Source organism: Streptomyces sp. NPDC002513, assembly GCF_053595355.1.
Window position 1 is genome coordinate 1 of the sequence record NZ_JBSFXK010000064.1, and the last position, 21,969, is coordinate 21,969.

Below are 21,969 nucleotides of genomic sequence, written 5' to 3' on the forward strand. Positions count from 1 at the left end.
ATCAGACACACCATGATCCAACCACAGACCACCACCAGGACGCTCACAGGGCGTCAGCAGACCAGCGCTCCCCGATTACCCGGTGAATGTTTACGTAGGGACGTGAGCACTCCCTTGGCGGGCCCACCGGCCCACGCAGGCCGCGGCCTTGGGGATTTGTCGACATCTGAGGGGTAATTTCCGCCTCTGCGGTGAAGGCCGCCCCTCCGGACGCGTAGTTTTGTCGATCGGGGCCGGGGCAGGCCGCGGCGTCGGCCGCTCGTGCCGTGCCACGGCCCCGCAAGGCGCAGCGTCGGCAACAGGCGTCCCCAGTAGGAGCAGTCTTGGCACGGAAGATCGGCAGCCGGTACACCGCGAACCAGATCCTGGGACGGGGGAGCGCCGGCACGGTGTGGCTCGGCGAGGGGCCGGACGGTCCCGTCGCGATCAAGCTTCTGCGGGAGGACCTCGCGTCCGACGAGGAGCTCGTGGGCCGCTTCGTCCAGGAGCGCACGGCGCTGCTGGGGCTGGACGATCCGCACGTGGTGTCCGTTCGGGACATGGTGGTCGACGGCACCGATCTGGCGCTGGTCATGGACCTGGTCCGGGGCACCGACCTGCGCACCCGTCTGGAGCGGGAGCGCCGCCTCGCGCCCGAGGCGGCGGTGGCGATCGCGGCGGACGTGGCGGACGGGCTGGCGGCGGCGCACGCGGCGGGCATCGTGCACCGGGACGTCAAGCCGGAGAACGTGCTGCTGGACATGCAGGGACCGCTGGGCCCGGGAGGCGCGCACCCGGCGCTGCTGACCGACTTCGGCGTGGCCAAGCTGATCGACTCGCCCCGCCGGACCAAGGCGACCAAGATCGTCGGAACCCCGGACTACCTGGCACCGGAGATCGTGGAAGGGCTGCCGCCGCGCGCGGCGGTCGACATCTACGCGCTGGCGACGGTCCTGTACGAGCTGCTGGCGGGCTTCACGCCGTTCGGCGGCGGCCATCCCGGGGCGGTGCTCCGTCGCCATGTCACCGAGACCGTGGTCCCGCTCCCGGGCGTCCCCGAAGAGCTGTGGCAGCTGATCATCCAGTGTCTGGCCAAGGCCCCCGCGTCCCGGCTGCGCGCCTCGGAGCTGGCGTCGCGGCTGCGGGAGCAGCTGCCGATGCTGGCGGGGCTGCCGCCGCTGGAGGTCGACGAGCCGGAGGCGGAGCCGGCGCAGGAGCCGGTCGAGGCGGCGGGGCCCGGAGAGCCCACGGCGGCACGGGTGCGGCGCGGGGCGGTGCCGCTGGTCCCGGGCGCGAAGCCCGACTCCAACCGGGACACCCACACGTCGATGCGAGTGCCGGGTCCGGACGAGCTGGCGGGCGGCGCCCGCGGCACGGCCCGTGCGCCCCGGGCCACAGGAGCCCCCCGCCCGGGCTCGGCCCGCCACCGCGTACGGGCCCGCCGCCGCCGGATCGCGCTGGGCGCGGCGACGGCGGTGCTGCTGGCGGCGGTCGGAGTCGGCACGTGGCTGGCCACCTCCGGAGGCGACAGCGCGGGCCCCTCGGGGGACACGAAGAACTCGGCCCCGGCATCCCCCTGAGCCCGGCCGGGTGCCGGTGCCCCCCTGCGGCGGCCGGGGTTCCGGGACCTACGGGGCCAGGGCCTCGGGGCCTGCGGTGCCAGGGTTCCGGGAGCCGGCCGCCCGGGGGCGCCCGCCGCACCGCACGGCTTCCCCGCGAGCCGTGCGGTCACCCGGCGCTGGCTTCCCGGCGGAGCCGTTACGCTGGATGCGTGGCAGTCGTCGATGTATCCGAAGAGCTCAAGTCCCTCTCCTCGACCATGGAGTCGATCGAGGCCGTTCTGGACCTCGAAAAGCTGAGGGCAGACATCGCCGTGCTCGAGGAGCAGGCGGCCGAGCCGTCCCTGTGGGACAACCCGGACGAGGCGCAGAAGATCACCAGCAAGCTCTCCCACCTCCAGGCCGAGGTGAGGAAGGCCGAGAACCTGCGCGGCCGGATCGACGACCTCGGTGTGCTCTTCGAGCTCGCCGAGGCGGAGGACGACCCGGACGCCCGGACCGAGGCCCAGGGCGAGCTCGCCGAGGTCAGGAAGGCGCTGGACGAGATGGAGGTCCGGACGCTCCTGAGCGGCGAGTACGACTCCCGGGAGGCGCTCGTCAACATCCGCGCCGAGGCCGGCGGCGTCGACGCGGCCGACTTCGCCGAGCGGCTCCAGCGCATGTACCTGCGCTGGGCGGAGCGGCACGGGTACAAGACGGAGATCTACGAGACGTCGTACGCGGAAGAGGCGGGGATCAAGTCCACGACCATCGCCGTCCTGGTGCCGTACGCCTACGGCACCCTCTCCGTCGAGCAGGGCACCCACCGGCTGGTCCGTATCTCCCCCTTCGACAACCAGGGGCGTCGGCAGACCTCCTTCGCCGGTGTCGAGGTCCTTCCGGTCGTGGAGCAGTCCGACCACGTCGAGATCGACGACTCCGACCTCCGGGTCGATGTGTTCCGCTCCTCCGGCCCCGGCGGCCAGGGCGTCAACACGACCGACTCCGCCGTGCGGATCACGCACCTGCCCACCGGCCTCGTGGTCACCTGCCAGAACGAGCGGTCCCAGATCCAGAACCGGGCCTCCGCGATGAACGTCCTGCAGGCCAAGCTCCTCGAACGGCGTCGTCAGGAGGAGCAGGCCAGGATGGACGCCCTCAAGGGCGACGGCGGCAACTCCTGGGGCAACCAGATGCGTTCGTACGTCCTGCACCCGTACCAGATGGTCAAGGACCTGCGCACCGGCTACGAAATGGGCAACCCCGAGGCCGTGTTCAACGGTGAGATCGACGGGTTCATCGAGGCCGGTATTCGCTGGCGCAAGCAGCAGGAGAAGTAACACCGGCGGCGCACGGCGACATCGTCGCCAAAAGCAGCGCTTTGTCGACAAGGCAACTGCCCCAGCTCCTGGGGCAGTTGCCTTTTCTGTCGCCCGATGTCTGGGTCTTACATCACACTTACAGCTCGACCTCTCCCGCAAATGGCGTCGTACTGGACATCGCGTGCGCAACGACCTTGACGTTGCTTTGAAAAATCGGAAGGGTAAAGCGCGGCATGCGTATCTACGGGGTGCATGTGAACCGGGGGGCTCAGCACAGTCGTCCCCGATGCCGTGGCCCCGGGCGCTGCTCCATTGACGATCAGCTACTGGGGGTAGCAGCGAGATGACCAAGAAGACGCGGATCCGCCTGGCGCGGGTGGCCGCCGGTGCGGTGATCGCCGCAGGTGCGTCACTGACCGTCGTCGGTGTTGCTTCGGCATCCGACAAGTCCGAGAGTGACGGCGCGGCCGTCAGTATCGGTATCAGCATCGGTGACGAGACCGAGATCCCGACCACCCCGCCCACCGGGATCCCGACGGACCCGACCCCGACCGACCCGGCCCCGACCGACCCGACCCCGACGGACCCGACAGACCCGCCGTCGACCCCGCCGGTCACGACCGAGCCGACGGACGACCCGACCCAGCCCACCGACAACCCGACCGAGCCGACGGACGACCCGACCGACGGCAACGGCAATGGGAACGGCAACGGCAACGGGAACGGGAACGGCGGTGGCGGCCACGACAACGGCGGCGGCAACGACACCAACCCGGACGGCGGGAACAGCCCGGTGCAGCAGGGCAAGGGTTCCTCGGGCCTGACCGACACCGGTTCGGACGCCGCGAATTCCCAGGCCTCCGCCCAGGGCGGCGGCAAGCAACTGGCCGAGACGGGTGCGGGACAGACCACGTTCCTGCTGGTCGGCGCCGCCACGATGATTGCCGGAGGCGTTGGCTTCCGTGTGCTGCCGCGCCTCATGGAGGGCCGCGGCCAGGCCTCCGCCTGACGCACACCATGACGCCGTGATGCCGGAACGGGGCGGCCGGCACCTGATCGACGGGCACCCGATCCACGGATGCCCGTCCACGGATATCCCTCCGTGAGGGTCCGGTCCACGGGCGCTCGGTTCCTGAGCGCCCGGCCCGCCCCCGAGGGGGCAGGCGCACGGTGAGAACGGCAAGAAACACGTGAGAAGGGCCCGGGGCCATCATCAGCCCCGGGCCCTTCCCGTGTGTCCGTCGTCTTCCGGGCGCCGTGACGCCCGTCCGGCGGGCGCGTGCGGCAGACGCGCCGCAGAGCCGCTCCGTACGCCATCCCGCCCCGCTGTGCGGCCGCCCCGGGCCGCCGTGTCCTACGCCGTCTGGTGCGCCAGCAGCGCCACGGCCGCGATCAGCACGGCCAGGAGCGCGATCAGCGCCGCCGGATTCAGCCCTGACCAGGGGCTTTCCTGCTGGAGTCGCTCACGGCTCGCACGGCAGACGGGGCAGCGGCCCTCACTCACGGGCGCCGCGCAGTTCGCGCACACCAATCGGTCGTACGTCATGCGCCTCACCCTCCTTGTGCCGCTTCCACACACAACGCTTCCGGGAACGCAACCGTTCCCCACTCCACTGTGCCAGGTTCCGCGAGTCGCTGCGCGGGCTCGGTCGGCCAAGCGCTCGGCGGCAGACCGGCCAAGGGCTCGGTGGAAGGACGGTCAAGGGCACGGCGGCAGGGACAAAACGCGCAACTCTTGTGCAACCCCACCCGGCGCCTGCGCTTGCGCACCCGGTTCGCGTATGGTCACGCTCACCTACCCCAACGGCCCGTGGTGCATCCGTGATCCGATTTGACAACGTCTCCAAGGTCTACCCCAAGCAGAACCACCCTGCGCTCCGGGATGTCTCCCTGGAGGTGGAGAAAGGCGAGTTCGTCTTCCTCGTAGGGTCCTCCGGCTCCGGAAAATCCACCTTCCTGCGGCTGATCCTCCGCGAGGAGCGGTGCAGCACCGGACAGGTGCACGTTCTGGGCAAGGACCTCGCCCGTCTCTCCAACTGGAAGGTGCCGCAGATGCGCCGCCAGCTCGGGACGGTGTTCCAGGACTTCCGCCTTCTGCCGAACAAGACGGTCGCCGAGAACGTGGCCTTCGCGCAGGAGGTCATCGGCAAGTCGCGCGGCGAGATCCGCAAGTCCGTGCCCCAGGTGCTCGACCTCGTCGGGCTCGGCGGCAAGGAGGACCGGATGCCCGGCGAACTGTCCGGTGGTGAGCAGCAGCGCGTCGCCATCGCGCGGGCCTTCGTCAACCGGCCCAAGCTGCTGATCGCCGACGAGCCCACCGGCAACCTCGACCCGCAGACCTCCGTCGGCATCATGAAGCTGCTCGACCGGATCAACCGGACGGGCACGACCGTGGTGATGGCGACCCACGACCAGAACATCGTGGACCAGATGCGCAAGCGCGTCATCGAGCTGGAGAAGGGCCGCCTCGTCCGCGACCAGGCACGCGGCGTCTACGGCTACCAGCACTGAGTTCCACGGAAAGGCTTGAGCAGACGCCATGCGCGCGCAGTTCGTTCTGTCGGAGATCGGTGTCGGTCTCCGCCGCAATCTGACGATGACCTTCGCGGTGATCGTCTCGGTCGCCCTCTCCCTCGCCCTGTTCGGCGGTTCGCTGCTGATGAGCGACCAGGTCAACCAGATGAAGGGCTACTGGTACGACAAGGTCAACGTCTCGATCTTCCTGTGCAACAAGAGCGACGCGGCGTCCGACCCCAACTGCTCCAAGGGCGCGGTCACCGAGGAGCAGAAGAAGCAGATCCTCGGCGATCTCGACAAGATGACGTCCGTCGTCCAGAAGGTGACCTACGAGTCCCAGGACGATGCCTACAAGCACTACAAGGAGCAGTTCGGCGACTCCCCGCTGGCCAGTTCGCTGACCCCGGACCAGATGCAGGAGTCGTACCGCATCAAGCTGAAGAACCCGGAGCAGTACCAGGTCATCGCGAGCGCCTTCAACGGCCGCGACGGCGTGCAGTCGGTGCAGGACCAGAAGGGCATCCTCGACAACCTCTTCGGCCTGCTGAACGGCATGAACTGGGCCGCTCGCGCGGTGATGGCGATGATGCTGGTCGTCGCGCTGATGCTGATCGTCAACACGGTGCGCGTCTCCGCGTTCAGCCGTCGTCGTGAGACCGGCATCATGCGCCTGGTCGGTGCCTCCGGCTTCTACATCCAGGCGCCGTTCATCATGGAGGCCGCGGTCGCCGGGCTCATCGGCGGCACGGTGGCGTGCGGATTCCTCCTGATCGCGCGGTACTTCATCATCGACCACGGCCTGGACCTGTCCCACAAGCTGAATCTCATCAACTTCATCGGCTGGGACGCCGTCCTGACGAAGCTCCCGCTGATACTCGCCACAAGCCTTCTGATGCCGGCGCTGGCCGCGTTCTTCGCGTTGCGCAAGTACCTGAAGGTGTGACGCATGCCAACAGGGCCGTACGGGCAACCGCCCGTGCGGCCCTGTGCGTTGTCCTAGACTCACCCGCATGTCCGGCCGTGACCTGTTCTGTCAGCCCCGCCGCGTTCGCCACGGGGCGGCTCTGACGTTGGTCTTTGCGAGCGTCCTCGTCGCCGGAGCGGCGACGGGCTCGTTCGGCGAGGCCGTCCGGAAGACCCCCGACGCCGGGGCCGCGGCCCCGGCGGGACACGCCGACGCCGTCGCCGAGGCGGCCGCGCGGGCGATGGCCGACGGCAAGTCGCCCATGGAGGCGGCCGAGCGTGCCGTCAGCCGCAGCGGCGACCGCTGGAGCGCCGTCTACTCCCAGGGCGAGTACGAGGAGTTCCAGGAAGCCCTCGACGGGCAGTACACCGGCGTCGGACTGTCGGCGCGGCGCGAGCGCGACGGCCGGATCGAGGTGACCCAGGTGCAGCCCGGCTCGCCCGCGGCCGCCGCCGGGATCCGCTGCGGCGACCGGCTGCGCAGCGTCGACGGCAGGGACGTCGGCGGCAGGCCCGTCACCGAGGTCGTCTCCTTGCTCCGCGGCGACTTCGACGGCGCCGACGACGCTGCCGCCGGCACCCGGGTCAGGCTCGGCCTGCAGCGCGGCACGCAACGCTGGAGCGAGGAACTGCGCCGGGCCCGGCTGTCCACGGACTCGGTGACCGTGCGCAGGCTGGCCGGCGGCGTCACCCTGATCCGGGTCGCGGCCTTCACCAAGGGCTCCGGCGACCTCGTACGCGACGCCGTCGACCACGCCCCCGAGGGCGCCGGGATCGTCCTCGACCTGCGCGGCAACTCCGGCGGCCTGGTCACCGAGGCCGTCACCACCGCCTCCGCCTTCCTCGACGGGGGGCTCGTGGCGACGTACGACGTCGACGGCGACCAGCGCGTCCTGCACGCCGACCCGGGCGGCGACACCACCAGACCCCTGGTCGCGCTCGTCGACGGCGGCACGATGAGCGCGGCCGAACTGCTCACCGGTGCCCTCCAGGACCGCGGCCGGGCGGTCGTCGTGGGCACCCGCACCTTCGGCAAGGGCTCGATCCAGATGCCGAGCCGCCTGCCCGACGGGTCCGTGGCGGAGCTGACCGTCGGGCACTACCGCACCCCCGCGGGCCACAGTGTCGAACGTCGGGGCATCACCCCCGACCTGGAGGCCGGGGAGGAGGCCCTGGAGCGGGCCGAGACGGTCCTCAGCGGCCTGGGCGACGCTTCGTAGCGAGGTGTCGCACCCGCGTGAGCGAGGTGCTGCACACCTCCCAGTGCTCGACGCGCCGCACTCTCCGTAATCGGGTTCCCCCGGCACCCCCCTGTAGTGCGAAAATGGACGGCACTATGGCAAAGGAAAAAGGGCGCAAGCTGATCGCGCAGAACAAGAAGGCGCGGCACGACTACCACATCCTCGACACGTACGAGGCCGGTCTCGTGCTGACCGGGACCGAGGTCAAGTCGCTGCGCCAGGGACGGGCCTCGCTGGTCGACGGCTTCGTACAGCTGGACGCGCACGAGGCGTGGCTGCACAACGTGCACGTGCCGGAGTACAGCCAGGGCACCTGGACGAACCACAGCGCGCGCCGCAAGCGGAAGCTGCTGCTGCACCGCGTCGAGATCGACAAGCTGGAGTCGAAGTCCCAGGAGACGGGTCACACGATCGTGCCCCTCGCCCTGTACTTCAAGGACGGCCGGGCCAAGATCGAGATCGCGCTGGCGAGGGGCAAGAAGGAGTACGACAAGCGGCAGACGCTCCGCGAGAAGCAGGACCGCCGCGAGGCCGACCGGGCGATGTCGGCGGCACGGCGCCGGCAGCGGGCCTGAGCCGCCCAGGCGGGGAATGATCCGGCGCCCGGCACGGTTGAACCGGGTGTCGCGGCGGGATGACCGCCGGGAATACGGTGGCATCGAGGTGCGATGGTCACGTACGATGCTGTCTGCACCGCATGCCGGTGTGAGCATTGAAAAATCAACATGGGGATGATCGGTTTCGACAGCGGCTGTCGAAGCAGGGGAAGCGTGTCGAGGAAGCGGCCATGATCTCGTAAACCACAGGCCGAAAAATATAATCGCCAACACCAAGCGCGATTCCTTCGCCCTCGCTGCCTAAGTAGCGACTTGCGAAGTGTCAGCCCGGGGCTGTTCCCGACCCGGATCCTGGCATCAGCTAGGGGACTAAACCTTGATCCCGGTCACGGGGTGAAGAGGGAAACCACACAGTGACTGAGCCCGTCGGAGACTTGTCCGCGTGATCTCCGGGGCCGAGAAAAGCGAAGCGGACTGCACACGGAGAAGCCCTGATTCCGCACCGTTGGACGCGGGTTCGATTCCCGCCATCTCCACGATCGGGTCCGGGGGCATGCCCCCGGACCCACACCCCATGTGGGCAAGGCCTCGCTGCTTTCGGGCAGCGGGGCCATTGTCGTATCCGAAGACCGCCGGGGCGGGGGTACACCGCCGACGCCTGTGCACGGCAAGCCATACGCGTCAGGATGCAGCACCAAGGGCTACGGCGCGGCAGCCCTCAACTCGAACCAGACGGTCTTGCCGATGCCGCCGGGGCGGGGTTCGGCGCCCCACTCCTCCGCCAGCGCCGCCACCAGGGCCAGGCCCCGGCCGGACTCGTCGTCCGACGCGGCCTGGCGGGGGGGGGGGTGGGCAGTGTGCCGTCCGCGTCCGTCACCGAGACGCGGAGGCGGTCGGCCTCCAGGACGCAACGGGCCCGCATCTCACGGCCCGGCGGGACCTTGGCGTGGCGGTAGGCGTTCGTCATCAGCTCGCTGAGCAGGAGGACCGCCGTGTCCGTCACCTCGTCGGGGAGTTTCCAGGACGCGGCCTGTTCGCGCAGGAGGGTGCGGGCCCGGCCCACGCTGCGGGCATGGCGGGGGAGGCGCCACTCGATGTCCTTCGGGAGTGCGGAGGGGGAGGGGCGGGAGGCGGGGCCCGCGGGAGGCGTCGGCATGCGTGCTGGGTTCCTTGCGTGTGATTCTCCGTCGTTTGCCGTGATCAGACTGGGTGCTGCTGCCTAGCCTCGGGAGTGGCGGGACGGGTACGCGGCGTGGCTGTACCCGGTGTGGCGGCGGGAGGCGGTGGGTGCGCGTGGTGTCGGGGGAGTCCCAGCAGGCGCAGCAGAACTGGCGGTACTGCGGTGGGCAGGTCAAGCTGTGGCGGGAGGAGGCGGGAGTCAGCCGCCGGGCACTGGCCGACGAGGCCGGCTACGACTACGAGTACGTCAAGTCCATGGAGTGCGGAAGGCGACGCCCGACGCTCAGGCTGCTACAGGTCGCGGATCAGATGTGCGGGGCGCGGGGCAAGCTGGTCGCGGCTCATGAGTACCTGAAGCCGGAAAGGTTCCGCTCGTACGCAGAGGATTACGTGCGCTACGAAGCCGAGGCGATCTCCTTGGGCTCCTATCAGCCCCTCCATATTCCGGGTCTTCTGCAGACCGAGGAGACCATCCGGGCGCTGCTCAACGCGTACCTTCCCCCGCTCGACGACGAGACGATCGATGAGCGGGTCGCAGGGCGGCTGGAGCGGCAGATGTTGCTGAACAAGCGGACCAGGGCGTTCAGTTATGTCATCGGTGAGGCGGCGCTGAGGAACCCGGTCGGCGGTACCGAAGTGCACCAGCGGCAGTTGCTCAGGCTGTTGGAGGCGGGCGAGGCGCGTAACGTGACCATTCAGGTGCTGCTGTTCGTAGGCGCGGGTCCCGGTGTGGATGGTCCGTTCGTGCTGATGGAAACGGCCGAGCACGAGTTGCTGGTCTACGAAGAGGGGCACGAGACGGGAAGGCTGTACGCAGACGCCGATAAGGTCAGCGCCATTGTTCAGAGGCATGCCATGATCCTCCGGCAGGCTCTCAGCCCTGACGAGTCGGCGCGATTCATCACCAAGTTGATGGAGGAGCTGTGAGAACCGAGTTGACCTGGTTCAAGTCCAGCTACAGCAACAGCGGTGGCGGCGAATGCCTCGAAGTCGCCTACAACGTAAGTGAATCCAGGCACCGCAGCGCCCGCACCGTCCACGTCCGTGACTCGAAGCTCGGCGCTCGAAGCCCCCGCTTCGCTGTCCCCGCGTACGCCTGGACCGCGTTCCTCGCGTACGCCTCGCGCGAGACCTGAGTCGCACGGCCCACCGCAGCACGAACCAGTTCGTCGGCCTTCTTCTCGACCTCGGCAAGGAACGCCGGAGGCGCTCCGCCCGCGACATGCTGCTCGTCCGGGTCGTACTCCCACTGCCACGTCATGCGGACACTGCCCGCAGTGCCTCCGCCTCGATGGCGGCCAGGTCGTTCATGCCGGATCGGAAGGCGGGGTCTTCCTTGCTGTTCGTCTCCTGCACCGTGGCGAGTGCGGCGCGGTGGCGGGCGGACAAATCCGGACGGCGTTCGATCTCGACCTGTGCGTGCCAGTACGTGAGCCAGTGCTGGAGGTGCCCGATCCTTCCGTCCGAGATCGCGGCGGCAAGGGCCTGTTCCTTGTGCCTCTCCATGTCGCCGAGTCTGTGGGGAGCGACGCGGGCGAGTGCGACACGGACGGCCTCGGGGTTCGCTCCGGTCGGGCGATCAGCTCATGCCCGTGATCAGGCTGGGTGGTCACGCGAGGCTCCTGCGGTGGGTGCTCCCTGCTGCCTACGATAGTGGGCCGCCCCGCAATGACCGGCCCGTTCCGGCACTGCTGTCCTCGGTGGACATCCGTACCGCACGCCTCTGCCCCACCGCGATCAGCAAGGCGAGGAGCGCCGCCGCGCTCGGCACCGTGAAGCCCGTCGTCGGCGACAGGTGGTCCGCCGCCCAGCCGCCCGTGGCGGAGCCGCCGGCCACGCCGCCCAGCAGGGCCGTCACCGCGAGGGTCATGCCCTCGTTGAGGCGGCCCTCGGGGGTGCGCCGCTGGACCAGGGACATCGCCGTGACCATCGTGGGCGCGGTGGCCATGCCCGCGAGGAGCAGGGCGGGGGCGAGGGCGGCGAGGGAGCCGGTGGTGCGGGCCGCGAGCAGGGGCAGTGACATGAGGGCGGCCATGACCGCCAGGCACCACAGGTAGCGGCGCTCGGCAGGCCCTGAGGGCCGCAGGGTGCCGTAGAGCAGACCGGCCGCGCACGATCCGGCGGCCTGGAGCGCGAGGACCGGACCGGCGAGGGCCTTGTGGCCGTGCGCGTCCGCGAACGCGATGGTCACCACCTCCATCGAGCCGAACACCGCTCCCGTGGCGAGGAGACCGAGCAGCAGCGCGGGCATGCCGGGCGCGCGGAACGGGGCCGTCGCACGGGCCCCCCGGCTCGGCGGCGGTTCCGTGGCGCGCTGTGCCGTGAACACCAGCATGCCCGTGAGCAGCAGGATCCCGCCGATCAGGGTCCCGGCCTCCGGGAAGAGCCGGGTGCAGAGGAGGGCGGCGAGCACCGGGCCCAGCATGAAGCACAGCTCGTCCATCGCCTGTTCGAAGGAGTTCGCGGTGTGCAGGGCGGCCGGGTCGTCGCGGAGGAGATGGGCCCAGCGGGCGCGGGACAGGCCGCCGATGTTGGGGGTCGTGGCGGTGGCGGCGTAGGCGGCGAACAGGGTCCAGTCGGGGGCGTCGTAGTGCACGCAGAGCAGCAGGGCCAGACCGCCGAGCAGGGCGAACGCCGTGGCCGGGACGGCGATCCGGGCCTGGCCGTGGCGGTCGATGAGCCGCGCGACCCAGGGGCCGGCCACGGCCGTCGCCGCGAGGCCGGTGGCGGTGACGGCGCCGGCGAGGGCGTACGAGCCGCGGGCGCCCGCGATCATGATGACCGCGCTCACGCTGAACATGCCGATGGGAAGACGGGCGATGAGGTTCCCGGTCGTGAAGGCACGGGTGCCGGGCAGGGTGAAGAGGCGGAGATAGGGATTGCGGGACCGGAGGGCGGGGGCGAGGGCGGGCGGTTGCGGCATGGAGCAACCGTCGCCCGCCTCCTGACCTGCGGTCCAACATCTATTCCGTGGTGATTGACGCATCCGGGTTGTAGGTTCTGCGGATGCCCGCAGCCACCGTCGACCCCCGTCTGCTCCGCGCCTTCCTCGCCGTCGCCGAGGAACTCCACTTCACCCGTGCCGCGACCCGGCTGTACGTCGCCCAGCAGGCGCTCAGCCGCGACATCCGCCGGCTCGAACGGGAGCTGGGCGCCGAGCTGTTCAACCGCACCACCCGCCAGGTGTCCCTGACCCCGGACGGTGTGCGCCTGCTGCCGTACGCGCGCCGGGTGCTTCAGGCGCAGAGCGCGCTGCTCGCCGCGTTCGGGCGGGACGGCGAGCCGGACCGGCCGCTGCTGGTGGACGTCAACAGCCCGGGACTGATCGGCAGCCGCGTTCTCGACCGCGCTCGTGAACTGGTCCCGGACGCCGAACTGATGACGCGTTACGAGAGCGGCCTGACCGGGGCCGCCACGGAGATCCTCGCCGGGCGGCTCGACGCGTCGTTCGGGCGGTTCGCCGGGCTGGATCCGGCGGTGCGGACCCGGCTCGAACAGCAGCCCGTGCGGTACGAGCGGATGGCGATCATCCTGCCCGAGAACCACCGTCTGGCGCCCCTGGCCGAGGTGCCGCTGTCCGCACTGGCCGGCGAGACGGTGTACGCGGGCGCGGGGAACCCCCGCACACCGGAGTGGACCGACCTCGCGCGCCGCCTGTTCGAGAGCCGGGGTATCGCCGTCGCACCGCCCGCGCCGCTGGCCGTCGGGACGGAGGAGTTCCAGCGGATCATGGCGAAGAAGGGGCACCCGATCCTGGCGGTGACGGACTTCCCGCCCATGCCGCGCACGGTCCTGCGACCGCTGGTCGACCCGGTGCCGCTGTCCCCCGTGTCGCTGGTGTGGCGCAAGGGCGCGGCCCACCCCGGGATCGACGCGCTGCGACGGGCGGCGGCCGAGACCGGTGCCGCCGAGGGGTGGCTGCGGCGGCCTCCCGGGGCATGGCTTCCTGCCGTCGACGCGGAGGTCATGGAGATCCGTCCGGGGCGGGCCGTGGGCTGAGGGGGCGTGAGGAGGCCGCGGGGACGGGGCGGCGGCTGTCCGGGGCCGCCATGGGGCGCATCGGCGCGGCGGGCGCGCTCGGCGGCGTCGGCATCAACCTCGCCTTCCGGCAGCTCTTCCTCCCCTGCGGCTCCGGCACGGGCGCCTTCGTCGCGTTCCTCGCCTTCTGCGGCACGGCCCTTCGTGGCCACCTGGGCCGTATACCTTCGCCGCCCGGCCGGCGAAGCCCAGGCCACAGCCGCCGCGTCGGAGGCGAAGCCGCGGCTCGGCTGGGCCGAAGTCCGACGTAACACCGGCGACATGAAGCGGAACCGAGCCTGTCATGCGCTGTTGACAGGCTCGGTCGGCACACAGGTACGGCGTGTACGACCGGTATGCCGACTCCAGTGCGGGAGGAGAGTGATGGACGACGGACAGCAGCGACCAGAACACGGCCCGCTCGCGGGTTTCACCGTGGGTGTGACGGCCGCGCGGCGGGCCGACGAGCTGGGCGCCCTGCTGCGGCGCCGCGGCGCGACCGTGCTGCACGGGCCCGCCCTGCGCATCGTGCCGCTCGCCGACGACGGTGATCTGCTCGCCGCCACCAAGGAGTTGATCGACCAGCCGCCGGACGTCGTGGTCGCCACCACCGCGATCGGCTTCCGCGGCTGGATCGAGGCCGCCGACGGCTGGGGTCTCGGCGAGGATCTGGTCACCCGGCTGCGCGGGGTGCGGCTGCTCGCGCGCGGGCCCAAGGTGAAGGGCGCGATCAGGGCCGCCGGGCTGACCGAGGAGTGGTCGCCCCCCTCCGAGTCCATGGCCGAGGTGCTGGACCGGCTCCTGGAGGAGGGCGTCGACGGCCGCCGGGTGGTCGTCCAACTGCACGGCGAGCCGTTGCCCGGCTTCGTGGAGGCGCTGCGCGCCGCGGGCGCCGAGACCGTCGGGGTGCCCGTGTACCGGTGGATGCCGCCGCAGGACATCGCGCCCCTGGACCGGCTGCTGGACGCGACCGTCGCCCACGGCCTGGACGCGCTCACCTTCACCAGCGCGCCCGCCGCCGCGTCCGTGCTCTCCCGCGCCGAGGAACGCGGGCTGCTGTCCGGGCTGCTGGCCGCGCTCCACCACGACGTGCTGCCCGCCTGCGTCGGACCCGTCACCGCGCTGCCGCTCCAGGCCCGCGGCATCGCCACGGTCCAGCCCGAACGTTTCCGGCTCGGCCCGCTCGCGCAACTGCTGTGCCGGGAACTGCCCGCCCGGGCCCGTACGTTGCCCCTCGCCGGCCACCAGGTGGAGATCCGCGGCCATGCCGTGCTGGTGGACGGAGCGCTGCGGCCCGTACCCCCCGCCGGGATGTCCCTGCTGCGCGCGCTGGCCCGGCGGCCCGGCTGGGTGGTCGCCCGGGCCGAGCTGCTCCGGGCGCTGCCGGGCGCCGGGCGCGACGAGCACGCGGTGGAAACGGCGGTGGCCCGTCTGCGGACGGCCCTGGGCTCCCCCCGACTGATCCGGACGGTGGTCAAACGCGGCTACCGCCTGGCACTCGACCCGCCGGCCGACTCCCCGTACGCCGACACCTGAGCCCACCCGGAGTGCCGGCCCCGTCTCCGCGTCACCGGTCCGGTCCAGGCCGCCCGCCCGGACCTGAGCCGTATCGATGCCGCAAGCTTTCCCGGGGCAGGTGCGGGAAGGCACCCTAGGGGGTACGAACGAGGGTGCGAACCCCGCGCGCCCCAACGCGGACGCGCCCCCGGCGGACCTCACCGGCCGTCGCCCGCGGCGGCAACTCCAAGGCGGTGACAGGCACATGGCATCGGGAACGGACACGGCCGCGGCCTCGTACGAGCTGCGGTTCGACTCCGGGCGGATCTGTCTGGATCTGCTGACGACGACGCATCCCGAGGAACGGCTCGACTCGGTGGAGCGGTTGCGGGCCTGGATCGCCGGTGCCGGGCTGGTACCCCGGGGTACCCCGCTCGCGGGGGTGGACGCGGGGTGGCTGAGGGCCTTTTGGGAACTGCGCCTCCACCTCGGGACGCTGGTGCGCGGGGAACTGGAGGGGCGGCCCGCTCAGGGGGCGCTGGCACGAGTGAACGCGGTGGCGCGGCAGGCGCCGCCCGTGCCGTGCGCGGTCCGCGCGGAGGGCGGCGCGCTGGTACGGCGGCTGCGCGCGCTGCCGGGCTGCGAGGAACTGCTGGCCGTGGTGGCCCGGGAGGCGATCGAGCTGCTGACGGACCCCGGGGCCCGGGCCGGCCTGCGGCAGTGCGCGGGCGACAACTGCCCCGTCGTCTACCTGGACACCTCCCGCGGCCGGCGCCGCCGCTGGTGCTCCAGCGAGATCTGCGGCAACCGGGAGCGGGTGGCCCGCCATCGCCGCCGGGCCGCGCTCGCGCGGGCATAGCGGGCGTCACAGGCTCTGCGGGGGGAAGCGCGCCCGCGGAGGCGAAAAAGGGCATCCGTGGAATTCACGGAAAACGGGCGACTCACCACGATAAGCGGCTGAAAGCGACCGGTGAATCGGCCGTCCCGGACCATTCCCCGTCGAAGTCCATCCGAATTTTCACACGGCGAGCCGGCGCGGCCCGGGAGTGAAGCCTCCGCCCGCCGTGACCGGGGCCTCTCGCGGAGGGCGGCCGTATATCCCGTTAGGGCGGAAATAGGTGCCCGCGAGCGGGGCTCCGCACACCTCGTCCAGGAAAAGTGTGCGGTCCCTTTGAACACCGGCGCCTCCGTCTGCGTACCCGGATGTGAGCGACCGACTGGGGGAACCCCCGGACACCGGAGGTAGGCGTGCGCAAGGATTCCGCCGTGGCTGATGAAGGAAGGCCAAGAGCCCGGCATCGCATGACCCCGTCCGCCGCGTCTTCTTCGACCGAGCCGGACGAGGAGTTGATGCGTGCCCTGTACCGGGAACACGCGGGACCCCTGCTCGCCTATGTGCTGCGCCTGGTCGCGGGCGACCGGCAGCGCGCCGAGGACGTCGTGCAGGAGACACTCATCCGTGCCTGGAAGAACGCCGGCCAGCTCAATCGAGCGACCGGTTCGGTACGCCCCTGGCTGGTGACGGTCGCCCGGCGCATCGTCATCGACGGCCACCGCAGCCGGCAGGCCCGGCCGCAGGAGGTCGACTCGTCGCCGCTGGAGGTCATCCCCGCGGAGGACGAGATCGACAAGGCGTTGTGGCTGATGACACTGTCGGACGCGCTGGACGACCTGACCCCGGCGCACAGGGAGGTCCTGGTCGAGACGTACTTCAAAGGACGTACGGTCAACGAGGCGGCCGCAACGCTCGGCATCCCCAGCGGAACGGTGCGCTCCAGGGTGTTCTACGCCCTGCGGTCCATGAAGCTGGCACTGGAGGAGCGGGGGGTGACGGCATGAGCATTCCGTACGGCGGGTTCGGTACCGGAGGCCCCGGGGCCGTAAGAGGTCCACAGGGACCACAGGAAGAGGGCGACATCCACGAAGCCGTCGGCGCCTATGCCCTCGGCGTCCTGGACGACGCCGAGGCGACGGCCTTCGAGGCCCATCTCGCCACCTGCGACTGGTGCGCCCGGCAACTGGACGACCTCGCGGGTATGGAACCGATGCTGGCCGCACTCGCGGACCTGCCCGGCAGCCAGGGCAGCCCGGCCATCGCCGAGTCCCTGTCCGCGAAGCCCGGTCCACGGCTGGTGGAACGGCTGGTCGACGAGGTGACCGAGCGGCGCGCCCGGAAGCGCCGCCGCGGCTTCTACCTGGTGGCGGCCGCCGCCGCGCTGATCATCGGCGGCCCGCTCACCGTGCTGGCGGTGAACGGCGGCGACAGCGGCACCGCCCAGGACCCGATGGCCATGGGCCCCGCCCAGCAGGCCTTCGAGGTCATGAAGGACAAGCACGGCGCGACCGACCCGACCACCAAGGTCAACGCCGTGGTCGCGATGGAGCCCAGGGACTGGGGCACTCACGCCGTGCTCCAGCTCAAGAACGTCAAGGGTCCGCTCAAGTGCTCCCTGATCGCCGTCGGCAAGAACGGAGAGCGCGAGACGGTCACCTCCTGGTCCGTCCCCGCGTGGGGCTACGGCATCGCGAACGCCAAGAGCGAGAACGCGATGAAACCGCTGTACGTGCACGGTGGCGCCGCCTTCACGCCGAACCAGATCGACCACTTCGAGGTCATGACGTTCGACGGCAAACGGCTGGTGGAGGTGAACGCGTAGGCGTCCGAGCTCCGGCCTGAGCATCTCCCGTGGCGCATGGACGAGCGCGCCGCGGGCCGACGTGCGCCAAGGGGTCCGTAGCAGGTCCGTAGCCTCTTCGGGCCCTTTTCGCGTACGGTAGACGGCTGCCCAGCACGTCAGAAGGGGGCCCGGTGGCCGCTCAGGTTCAACAGGAAACGGCGCTCGGTCCGGTCGGCAAGTCCGCGCACGACTCGCTCCGCGACCGAGAGATCCACGCCGAACAGGAACACCTGGACCGGGTGTACCGGCGCCTCGAGGAGAAGATCCACGAGGCGGAGTTCCTGATGAACGACGCCGCCCAGCGCGGCCAGGTCGGCACGCCCGGGGCGCTGGCCGAGCGGGACGCGCAGGTCTTCCGGGCGGGCATCCACCTCAACCGGCTCAACAACGAGTTCGAGGACTTCCTCTTCGGCCGGATCGACCTGCTGCTCGGCAAGGACGGCAAGAAGGGACCGGACGGCGCGTACACGGCCGTCGAGCCCGCCGAGGGCGCGGTGCGCCCCGACAACACCGCCGACATCGCCGAGACCCTGCACATCGGCCGCCTCGGCGTCCTCGACGAGGAGTACGCGCCCCTGGTCATCGACTGGCGCGCCCCGGCCGCCGCCCCGTTCTACCGGTCCACCCCGGCCGACCCCGGGCGGGTCGTCCGCCGGCGGGTCATCCGCTCCAAGGGCCGCCGTGTGCTCGGCGTCGAGGACGACCTGATGCGCCCCGAGCTGAAGGCGGCCCTCGACGGCTGCGAGCTGCCGGTGATCGGCGACGGTGCCCTGATGGCGGCCCTCGGCCAGGCCCGCACCCACACCATGCGGGACATCGTGGCGTCCATCCAGGCCGAGCAGGACCTGGTCATCCGGGCCCCCGCCGCCTCCGTGGCCTACGTCGAGGGCGGCCCCGGCACCGGCAAGACGGCCGTCGCCCTGCACCGGGCCGCGTACCTGCTCTACCAGGACCGGCGCCGGTACGCGGGCGGCATTCTGATCGTCTCGCCCACCCCGCTGCTGGTCGCGTACACCGAGGGCGTGCTGCCCTCGCTCGGCGAGGAGGGCCAGGTCGCCATCCGCGCCATCGGCTCCCTCGTCGAGGGCGCGCAGGCCACGCTCTACGACTCCCCGTCCGTGGCCCGCGCCAAGGGCTCGTACCGCATGCTCAAGGTGCTGAGGAAGGCGGCCCGCGGGGCCCTGGACCTGAGCGGCGCGCCGACCCGGCTGCGGGTCGTCGCCTTCGGGCGCCGCCTCGAACTGGAGGCCGAGGAACTGGAGCGGATCCGGCGTACCGCCCTCGGCGGCACCGCCCCGGTGAACCTGCTCCGGCCGCGCGCCCGCAAGCTGCTGCTGGACGCCCTGTGGGCGCGGTCCGGCGCCGCGACCCGGCACGCCGACCCCGAGCTGGCCGCCGAACTGCGCTCCTCCTTCGACGAGGACGTCTCCTGCGAGGACTCCTTCCTCCTGTTCCTGGACGCCTGGTGGCCCGAGCTGACCCCCAAGGCCGTGCTGGACGCGATGGCCGACGAGAAGTGGCTGGGGCGCTGGGCCCGGCGCATCCTCAACCCCGGCGAGGTGCGCAGGGTCGCGCGCTCCCTGAAGCGGGACGGGCTGTCCGTGCACGATGTGGCGATGCTGGACGAACTGCAGGCCGTCCTCGGTCTGCCGGCCCGCCCGAGGAAGAAGCGCGAGCTGGACCCGCTCGACCAGCTCACCGGGCTCGAGGAGCTGATGCCCGTACGCGAGGAGTCGCAGCGTGAGCGCGCCGAGCGGCTCGCCCAGGAGCGGACCGAGTACGCGCATGTGATCGTCGACGAGGCGCAGGACCTCACGCCGATGCAGTGGCGGATGGTCGGGCGGCGCGGCCGGCACGCCACCTGGACCGTGGTCGGCGACCCGGCCCAGTCGTCCTGGTCCGACCCGGACGAGGCGGCCGAGGCCCGGGACGAGGCCCTGGGCACCCGGCCCCGCCGCCGGTTCACGCTCACGGTCAACTACCGCAACCCGGCGGAGATCGCCGAGCTGGCGTCCAAGGTGCTCGCGCTGGCGATGCCGGGCTCGACGGCGCCGTCGGCGGTCCGCTCCACGGGCGTCGAACCGCGCTTCGCGGTCGTCCGCGACTCCCTGGCGCGGACCGTCCGCGCGGAGGCGGCCCGCCTGCTCGGCCTCGTCGACGGCACGGTCGGCGTGGTCGTCGCCATGAACCGGCGCGAGGAGGCGGCCCGCTGGCTGGACGGGCTCGGCGACCGGGTGGTGGCGCTCGGCAGCCTGGAGGCCAAGGGACTGGAGTACGACGCGACGGTCGTCGTCTCGCCCGCGGAGATCGCCGACGAGAGCCCCGCGGGCCTGCGGGTGCTGTACGTGGCGCTGACCCGGGCGACCCAGCAGCTGACGGTGGTCTCGGGCGAACGGGACGAGCCGGACGCGGCCGGGGTGCCGGATCTGCTCCGCGACTGACCCGTCCGGGATCGCGTTCCGCCCGTAGGGAAGATGAACTCTCGGTGCGGGAATGGCCTTACGGGATCTGTTTGTTAGCCTGGGTGTGACACCGGCCCGATCCAAGCCCCCGGGCCCAACCTTAGTCGCTTCGAGCGACCACTTGCCGCGAGGCGAGCATGGCGGGTCGGTGTCACTGAACGCAGGGGAGGCCCTCGTCACATCGTGGCGTGGGCCTCTTTCCTTGCCCTCCAACTTCTCGTATCGTGGAAGTAGCCTTCCGAATTTGCGTCGTCTGTGGGAACAAAAGGTTCGCAACCCATGGCGACTACCGCGTACCCAGGGGTAGGTGCGACGATCGGACGGCACAACTCCGCGACACGGTGAAAGCAGAGGAAGTCGGCCATGGCAACGGCGCCCAGCGTCTCCTACTCGATGACGATCCGGCTGGAGGTGCCCGCGAGCGGAAACGCCGTCTCGCAGCTCACCACCGCCGTGGAGTCCTCCGGAGGCTCGGTCACCGGCCTCGACGTCACCGCGTCCGGCCACGAGAAGCTCCGCATCGACGTGACCATCGCCGCCACCTCGACCTCCCATGCCGAGGAGATCGTCGAGAAGCTGCGCGACATCGAGGGCGTGACCCTGGGCAAGGTCTCCGACCGTACGTTCCTCATGCACCTCGGCGGCAAGATCGAGATGTCGTCGAAGCACCCCATCCGCAACCGTGACGACCTCTCCATGATCTACACGCCGGGCGTGGCCCGCGTGTCCATGGCGATCGCGGAGAACCCCGAGGACGCCCGCCGTCTCACCATCAAGCGCAACTCCGTCGCGGTCGTGACGGACGGATCGGCCGTGCTGGGCCTCGGCAACATCGGCCCCATGGCCGCGCTGCCCGTCATGGAGGGCAAGGCGGCCCTCTTCAAGCGGTTCGCCGGCATCGACGCCTGGCCGCTCTGCCTCGACACCCAGGACACCGACGCGATCGTGGAGATCGTCAAGGCGATCGCCCCCGGCTTCGCCGGCATCAACCTGGAGGACATCTCCGCGCCCCGCTGCTTCGAGATCGAGGCCCGGCTGCGCGAGGCCCTCGACATCCCCGTCTTCCACGACGACCAGCACGGCACCGCGATCGTCGTGCTCGCCGCGCTGACCAACGCGCTTCGCGTGGTGGGCAAGGCGATCGAGGAGGTGCGCGTCGTGATGTCGGGCGCCGGAGCGGCCGGCACGGCCATCCTCAAGCTGCTGCTCGCCGCGGGTGTGAAGAACGCCGTCGTCGCCGACATCCACGGTGTCGTGCACGCCGCCCGCGAGGACCTGGTGGACGCCGCCGCGGACTCGCCGCTGCGCTGGATCGCCGACAACACCAACCAGGAGGGCCTGACCGGCACCCTCAAGGAAGCCGTCCGCGGCGCCGACGTCTTCATCGGCGTCTCCGCGCCGAACGTCCTCGACGGCGAGGACGTGGCGGCCATGGCCGAGCGGGCGATCGTGTTCGCGCTCGCGAACCCCGACCCCGAGGTCGACCCCGCAATCGCCCAGCAGACGGCGGCAGTTGTGGCCACGGGCCGCTCCGACTTCCCGAACCAGATCAACAACGTCCTGGTGTTCCCCGGCGTCTTCCGCGGCCTGCTGGACGCACACTCCCACACCATCAACACGGACATGATGCTGGCCGCCGCGACCGCGCTCGCGGACGTGGTCACGGAGGACGAGCTGAACCCGAGCTACATCATGCCGAGCGTGTTCAACGAAAAGGTCACGCGTGCCGTCGCCGGAGCGGTGCGGGAGGCCGTCAAGGCGGCGGGGGAGTCCGCGACGGGCGCGTGAGCGGTGCGGACGTCGACGACCGGCCGGTCGGTCCGTCAGGCCCGACGGACCGGTCGGCCGTGGTGACGTCCGGCTGTCCGACCGTGTTCGAGTGTGCGGCCGCTGTGACCCTTGCCACGGTGCCCGCGTACGGCGCGTCGTTGAAGGTGCTGGTCGTGGCCGCCCTCTAGGGTGGCGGCCAGGCTCAGGCCCCCCAAGGCTCTGCGAAGCGTTGCCGGGAGTGGACCGAAC

Annotated in this window: 21 protein-coding genes, 1 other RNA gene and 1 pseudogene; 19 read left to right on the top strand and 4 right to left on the bottom strand. The window is 71.1% G+C overall.

Features of this window, described 5'->3' with window-relative positions; genetic code table 11:
* The first annotated feature begins 323 nt into the window (after nucleotides 1-323).
* From ACWD5Q_RS29540 to ACWD5Q_RS29550, 3 genes are all read left to right on the top strand, one after another.
* Complete coding sequence (locus ACWD5Q_RS29540; protein ID WP_451430123.1) at nucleotides 324-1,559, top strand: serine/threonine-protein kinase; 1,236 nt, start codon at nucleotides 324-326, stop codon at nucleotides 1,557-1,559.
* 191 nt (nucleotides 1,560-1,750) lie between these two features.
* Entirely contained in the window at nucleotides 1,751-2,857 is a 1,107-nt protein-coding gene (gene prfB / locus ACWD5Q_RS29545; RefSeq protein ID WP_451430124.1) for a peptide chain release factor 2, read from the top strand.
* 325 nt (nucleotides 2,858-3,182) lie between these two features.
* Entirely contained in the window at nucleotides 3,183-3,848 is a 666-nt protein-coding gene (locus ACWD5Q_RS29550) for a hypothetical protein (protein ID WP_451430125.1), read from the top strand.
* A 345-nt stretch (nucleotides 3,849-4,193) separates the two neighbouring features.
* Here the strand turns inward: ACWD5Q_RS29550 and ACWD5Q_RS29555 are convergent, their stop codons facing one another.
* Nucleotides 4,194-4,385: a hypothetical protein gene (locus ACWD5Q_RS29555; RefSeq protein WP_402420152.1), complete on the bottom strand. Its 192-nt coding sequence runs from the start codon at nucleotides 4,383-4,385 to the stop codon at nucleotides 4,194-4,196.
* A 275-nt stretch (nucleotides 4,386-4,660) separates the two neighbouring features.
* Here ACWD5Q_RS29555 and ftsE point away from each other — a divergent pair, with 275 nt between their 5' ends.
* The 5 genes from ftsE to ssrA all read left to right on the top strand — a co-directional run bounded on the left by ftsE (nucleotide 4,661) and on the right by ssrA (nucleotide 8,656).
* Nucleotides 4,661-5,350 (top strand): cell division ATP-binding protein FtsE, encoded by a 690-nt coding sequence (gene ftsE / locus ACWD5Q_RS29560; protein ID WP_365164448.1) that lies wholly within the window; start codon nucleotides 4,661-4,663, stop codon nucleotides 5,348-5,350.
* A gap of 28 nt (nucleotides 5,351-5,378) precedes the next feature.
* Nucleotides 5,379-6,299, top strand: coding sequence for a permease-like cell division protein FtsX (gene ftsX, locus ACWD5Q_RS29565; RefSeq protein WP_451430126.1), 921 nt, complete (start codon nucleotides 5,379-5,381; stop codon nucleotides 6,297-6,299).
* Nucleotides 6,300-6,366: 67 nt separating this feature from the next.
* Entirely contained in the window at nucleotides 6,367-7,539 is a 1,173-nt protein-coding gene (locus ACWD5Q_RS29570) for a S41 family peptidase (protein WP_451430127.1), read from the top strand.
* 116 nt (nucleotides 7,540-7,655) lie between these two features.
* Nucleotides 7,656-8,135, top strand: coding sequence for an SsrA-binding protein SmpB (gene smpB, locus ACWD5Q_RS29575; RefSeq protein WP_451430128.1), 480 nt, complete (start codon nucleotides 7,656-7,658; stop codon nucleotides 8,133-8,135).
* 152 nt (nucleotides 8,136-8,287) lie between these two features.
* Nucleotides 8,288-8,656, top strand: a transfer-messenger RNA (tmRNA) gene (gene ssrA, locus ACWD5Q_RS29580).
* 179 nt (nucleotides 8,657-8,835) lie between these two features.
* On the opposite strand, the gene ACWD5Q_RS29585 is transcribed toward ssrA, so the two are convergent.
* Nucleotides 8,836-9,273, bottom strand: coding sequence for an ATP-binding protein (locus ACWD5Q_RS29585; RefSeq protein WP_451430129.1), 438 nt, complete (start codon nucleotides 9,271-9,273; stop codon nucleotides 8,836-8,838).
* 131 nt (nucleotides 9,274-9,404) lie between these two features.
* Between ACWD5Q_RS29585 and ACWD5Q_RS29590 the strand changes: the two genes are divergently transcribed.
* Both ACWD5Q_RS29590 and ACWD5Q_RS29595 read left to right on the top strand, forming a co-directional pair.
* Nucleotides 9,405-10,223 (top strand): helix-turn-helix domain-containing protein, encoded by an 819-nt coding sequence (locus ACWD5Q_RS29590; RefSeq protein ID WP_451430130.1) that lies wholly within the window; start codon nucleotides 9,405-9,407, stop codon nucleotides 10,221-10,223.
* The gene (locus ACWD5Q_RS29595) at nucleotides 10,220-10,432 is read left to right on the top strand and encodes a DUF397 domain-containing protein (RefSeq protein WP_451430131.1); all 213 of its coding nucleotides are present in this window, start codon (nucleotides 10,220-10,222) and stop codon (nucleotides 10,430-10,432) included. Before ACWD5Q_RS29590 ends, ACWD5Q_RS29595 begins: the two co-directional genes overlap by 4 nt.
* A 121-nt stretch (nucleotides 10,433-10,553) precedes the next feature.
* Here the strand turns inward: ACWD5Q_RS29595 and ACWD5Q_RS29600 are convergent, their stop codons facing one another.
* The gene (locus tag ACWD5Q_RS29600; protein ID WP_451430132.1) at nucleotides 10,554-10,802 is read right to left on the bottom strand and encodes a hypothetical protein; all 249 of its coding nucleotides are present in this window, start codon (nucleotides 10,800-10,802) and stop codon (nucleotides 10,554-10,556) included.
* 139 nt (nucleotides 10,803-10,941) lie between these two features.
* On the bottom strand, nucleotides 10,942-12,219 hold the full coding sequence (locus ACWD5Q_RS29605) for an MFS transporter (RefSeq protein WP_451430133.1): 1,278 nt from the start codon (nucleotides 12,217-12,219) through the stop codon (nucleotides 10,942-10,944).
* An 83-nt stretch (nucleotides 12,220-12,302) separates the two neighbouring features.
* Between ACWD5Q_RS29605 and ACWD5Q_RS29610 the strand changes: the two genes are divergently transcribed.
* The 9 genes and pseudogenes from ACWD5Q_RS29610 to ACWD5Q_RS29650 all read left to right on the top strand — a co-directional run bounded on the left by ACWD5Q_RS29610 (nucleotide 12,303) and on the right by ACWD5Q_RS29650 (nucleotide 21,908).
* A complete protein-coding gene (locus ACWD5Q_RS29610; protein WP_451430134.1) occupies nucleotides 12,303-13,295 on the top strand; it encodes a LysR family transcriptional regulator in 993 nt (330 codons plus the stop codon).
* Nucleotides 13,286-13,577 (top strand): annotated as a pseudogene (locus tag ACWD5Q_RS29615) (MFS transporter); the annotation flags it as partial. The gene ACWD5Q_RS29610 and the pseudogene ACWD5Q_RS29615, both read left to right, overlap by 10 nt.
* A gap of 120 nt (nucleotides 13,578-13,697) precedes the next feature.
* Nucleotides 13,698-14,849 (top strand): uroporphyrinogen-III synthase, encoded by a 1,152-nt coding sequence (locus ACWD5Q_RS29620; protein WP_451430155.1) that lies wholly within the window; start codon nucleotides 13,698-13,700, stop codon nucleotides 14,847-14,849.
* A gap of 226 nt (nucleotides 14,850-15,075) precedes the next feature.
* On the top strand, nucleotides 15,076-15,669 hold the full coding sequence (locus ACWD5Q_RS29625; RefSeq protein ID WP_451430135.1) for a CGNR zinc finger domain-containing protein: 594 nt from the start codon (nucleotides 15,076-15,078) through the stop codon (nucleotides 15,667-15,669).
* 443 nt (nucleotides 15,670-16,112) lie between these two features.
* Nucleotides 16,113-16,649 (top strand): sigma-70 family RNA polymerase sigma factor, encoded by a 537-nt coding sequence (locus ACWD5Q_RS29630; protein WP_451430136.1) that lies wholly within the window; start codon nucleotides 16,113-16,115, stop codon nucleotides 16,647-16,649.
* On the top strand, nucleotides 16,646-17,467 hold the full coding sequence (locus ACWD5Q_RS29635) for a zf-HC2 domain-containing protein (RefSeq protein ID WP_451430137.1): 822 nt from the start codon (nucleotides 16,646-16,648) through the stop codon (nucleotides 17,465-17,467). The genes ACWD5Q_RS29630 and ACWD5Q_RS29635 overlap by 4 nt, the downstream gene beginning before the upstream one ends.
* A 152-nt stretch (nucleotides 17,468-17,619) precedes the next feature.
* Nucleotides 17,620-19,929: a HelD family protein gene (locus ACWD5Q_RS29640; RefSeq protein ID WP_451430138.1), complete on the top strand. Its 2,310-nt coding sequence runs from the start codon at nucleotides 17,620-17,622 to the stop codon at nucleotides 19,927-19,929.
* A gap of 384 nt (nucleotides 19,930-20,313) precedes the next feature.
* Nucleotides 20,314-21,738 (top strand): malic enzyme-like NAD(P)-binding protein, encoded by a 1,425-nt coding sequence (locus tag ACWD5Q_RS29645; protein ID WP_451430139.1) that lies wholly within the window; start codon nucleotides 20,314-20,316, stop codon nucleotides 21,736-21,738.
* Nucleotides 21,735-21,908, top strand: coding sequence for a hypothetical protein (locus tag ACWD5Q_RS29650; protein WP_451430140.1), 174 nt, complete (start codon nucleotides 21,735-21,737; stop codon nucleotides 21,906-21,908). The genes ACWD5Q_RS29645 and ACWD5Q_RS29650 overlap by 4 nt, the downstream gene beginning before the upstream one ends.
* Nucleotides 21,909-21,969 lie beyond the last annotated feature (61 nt).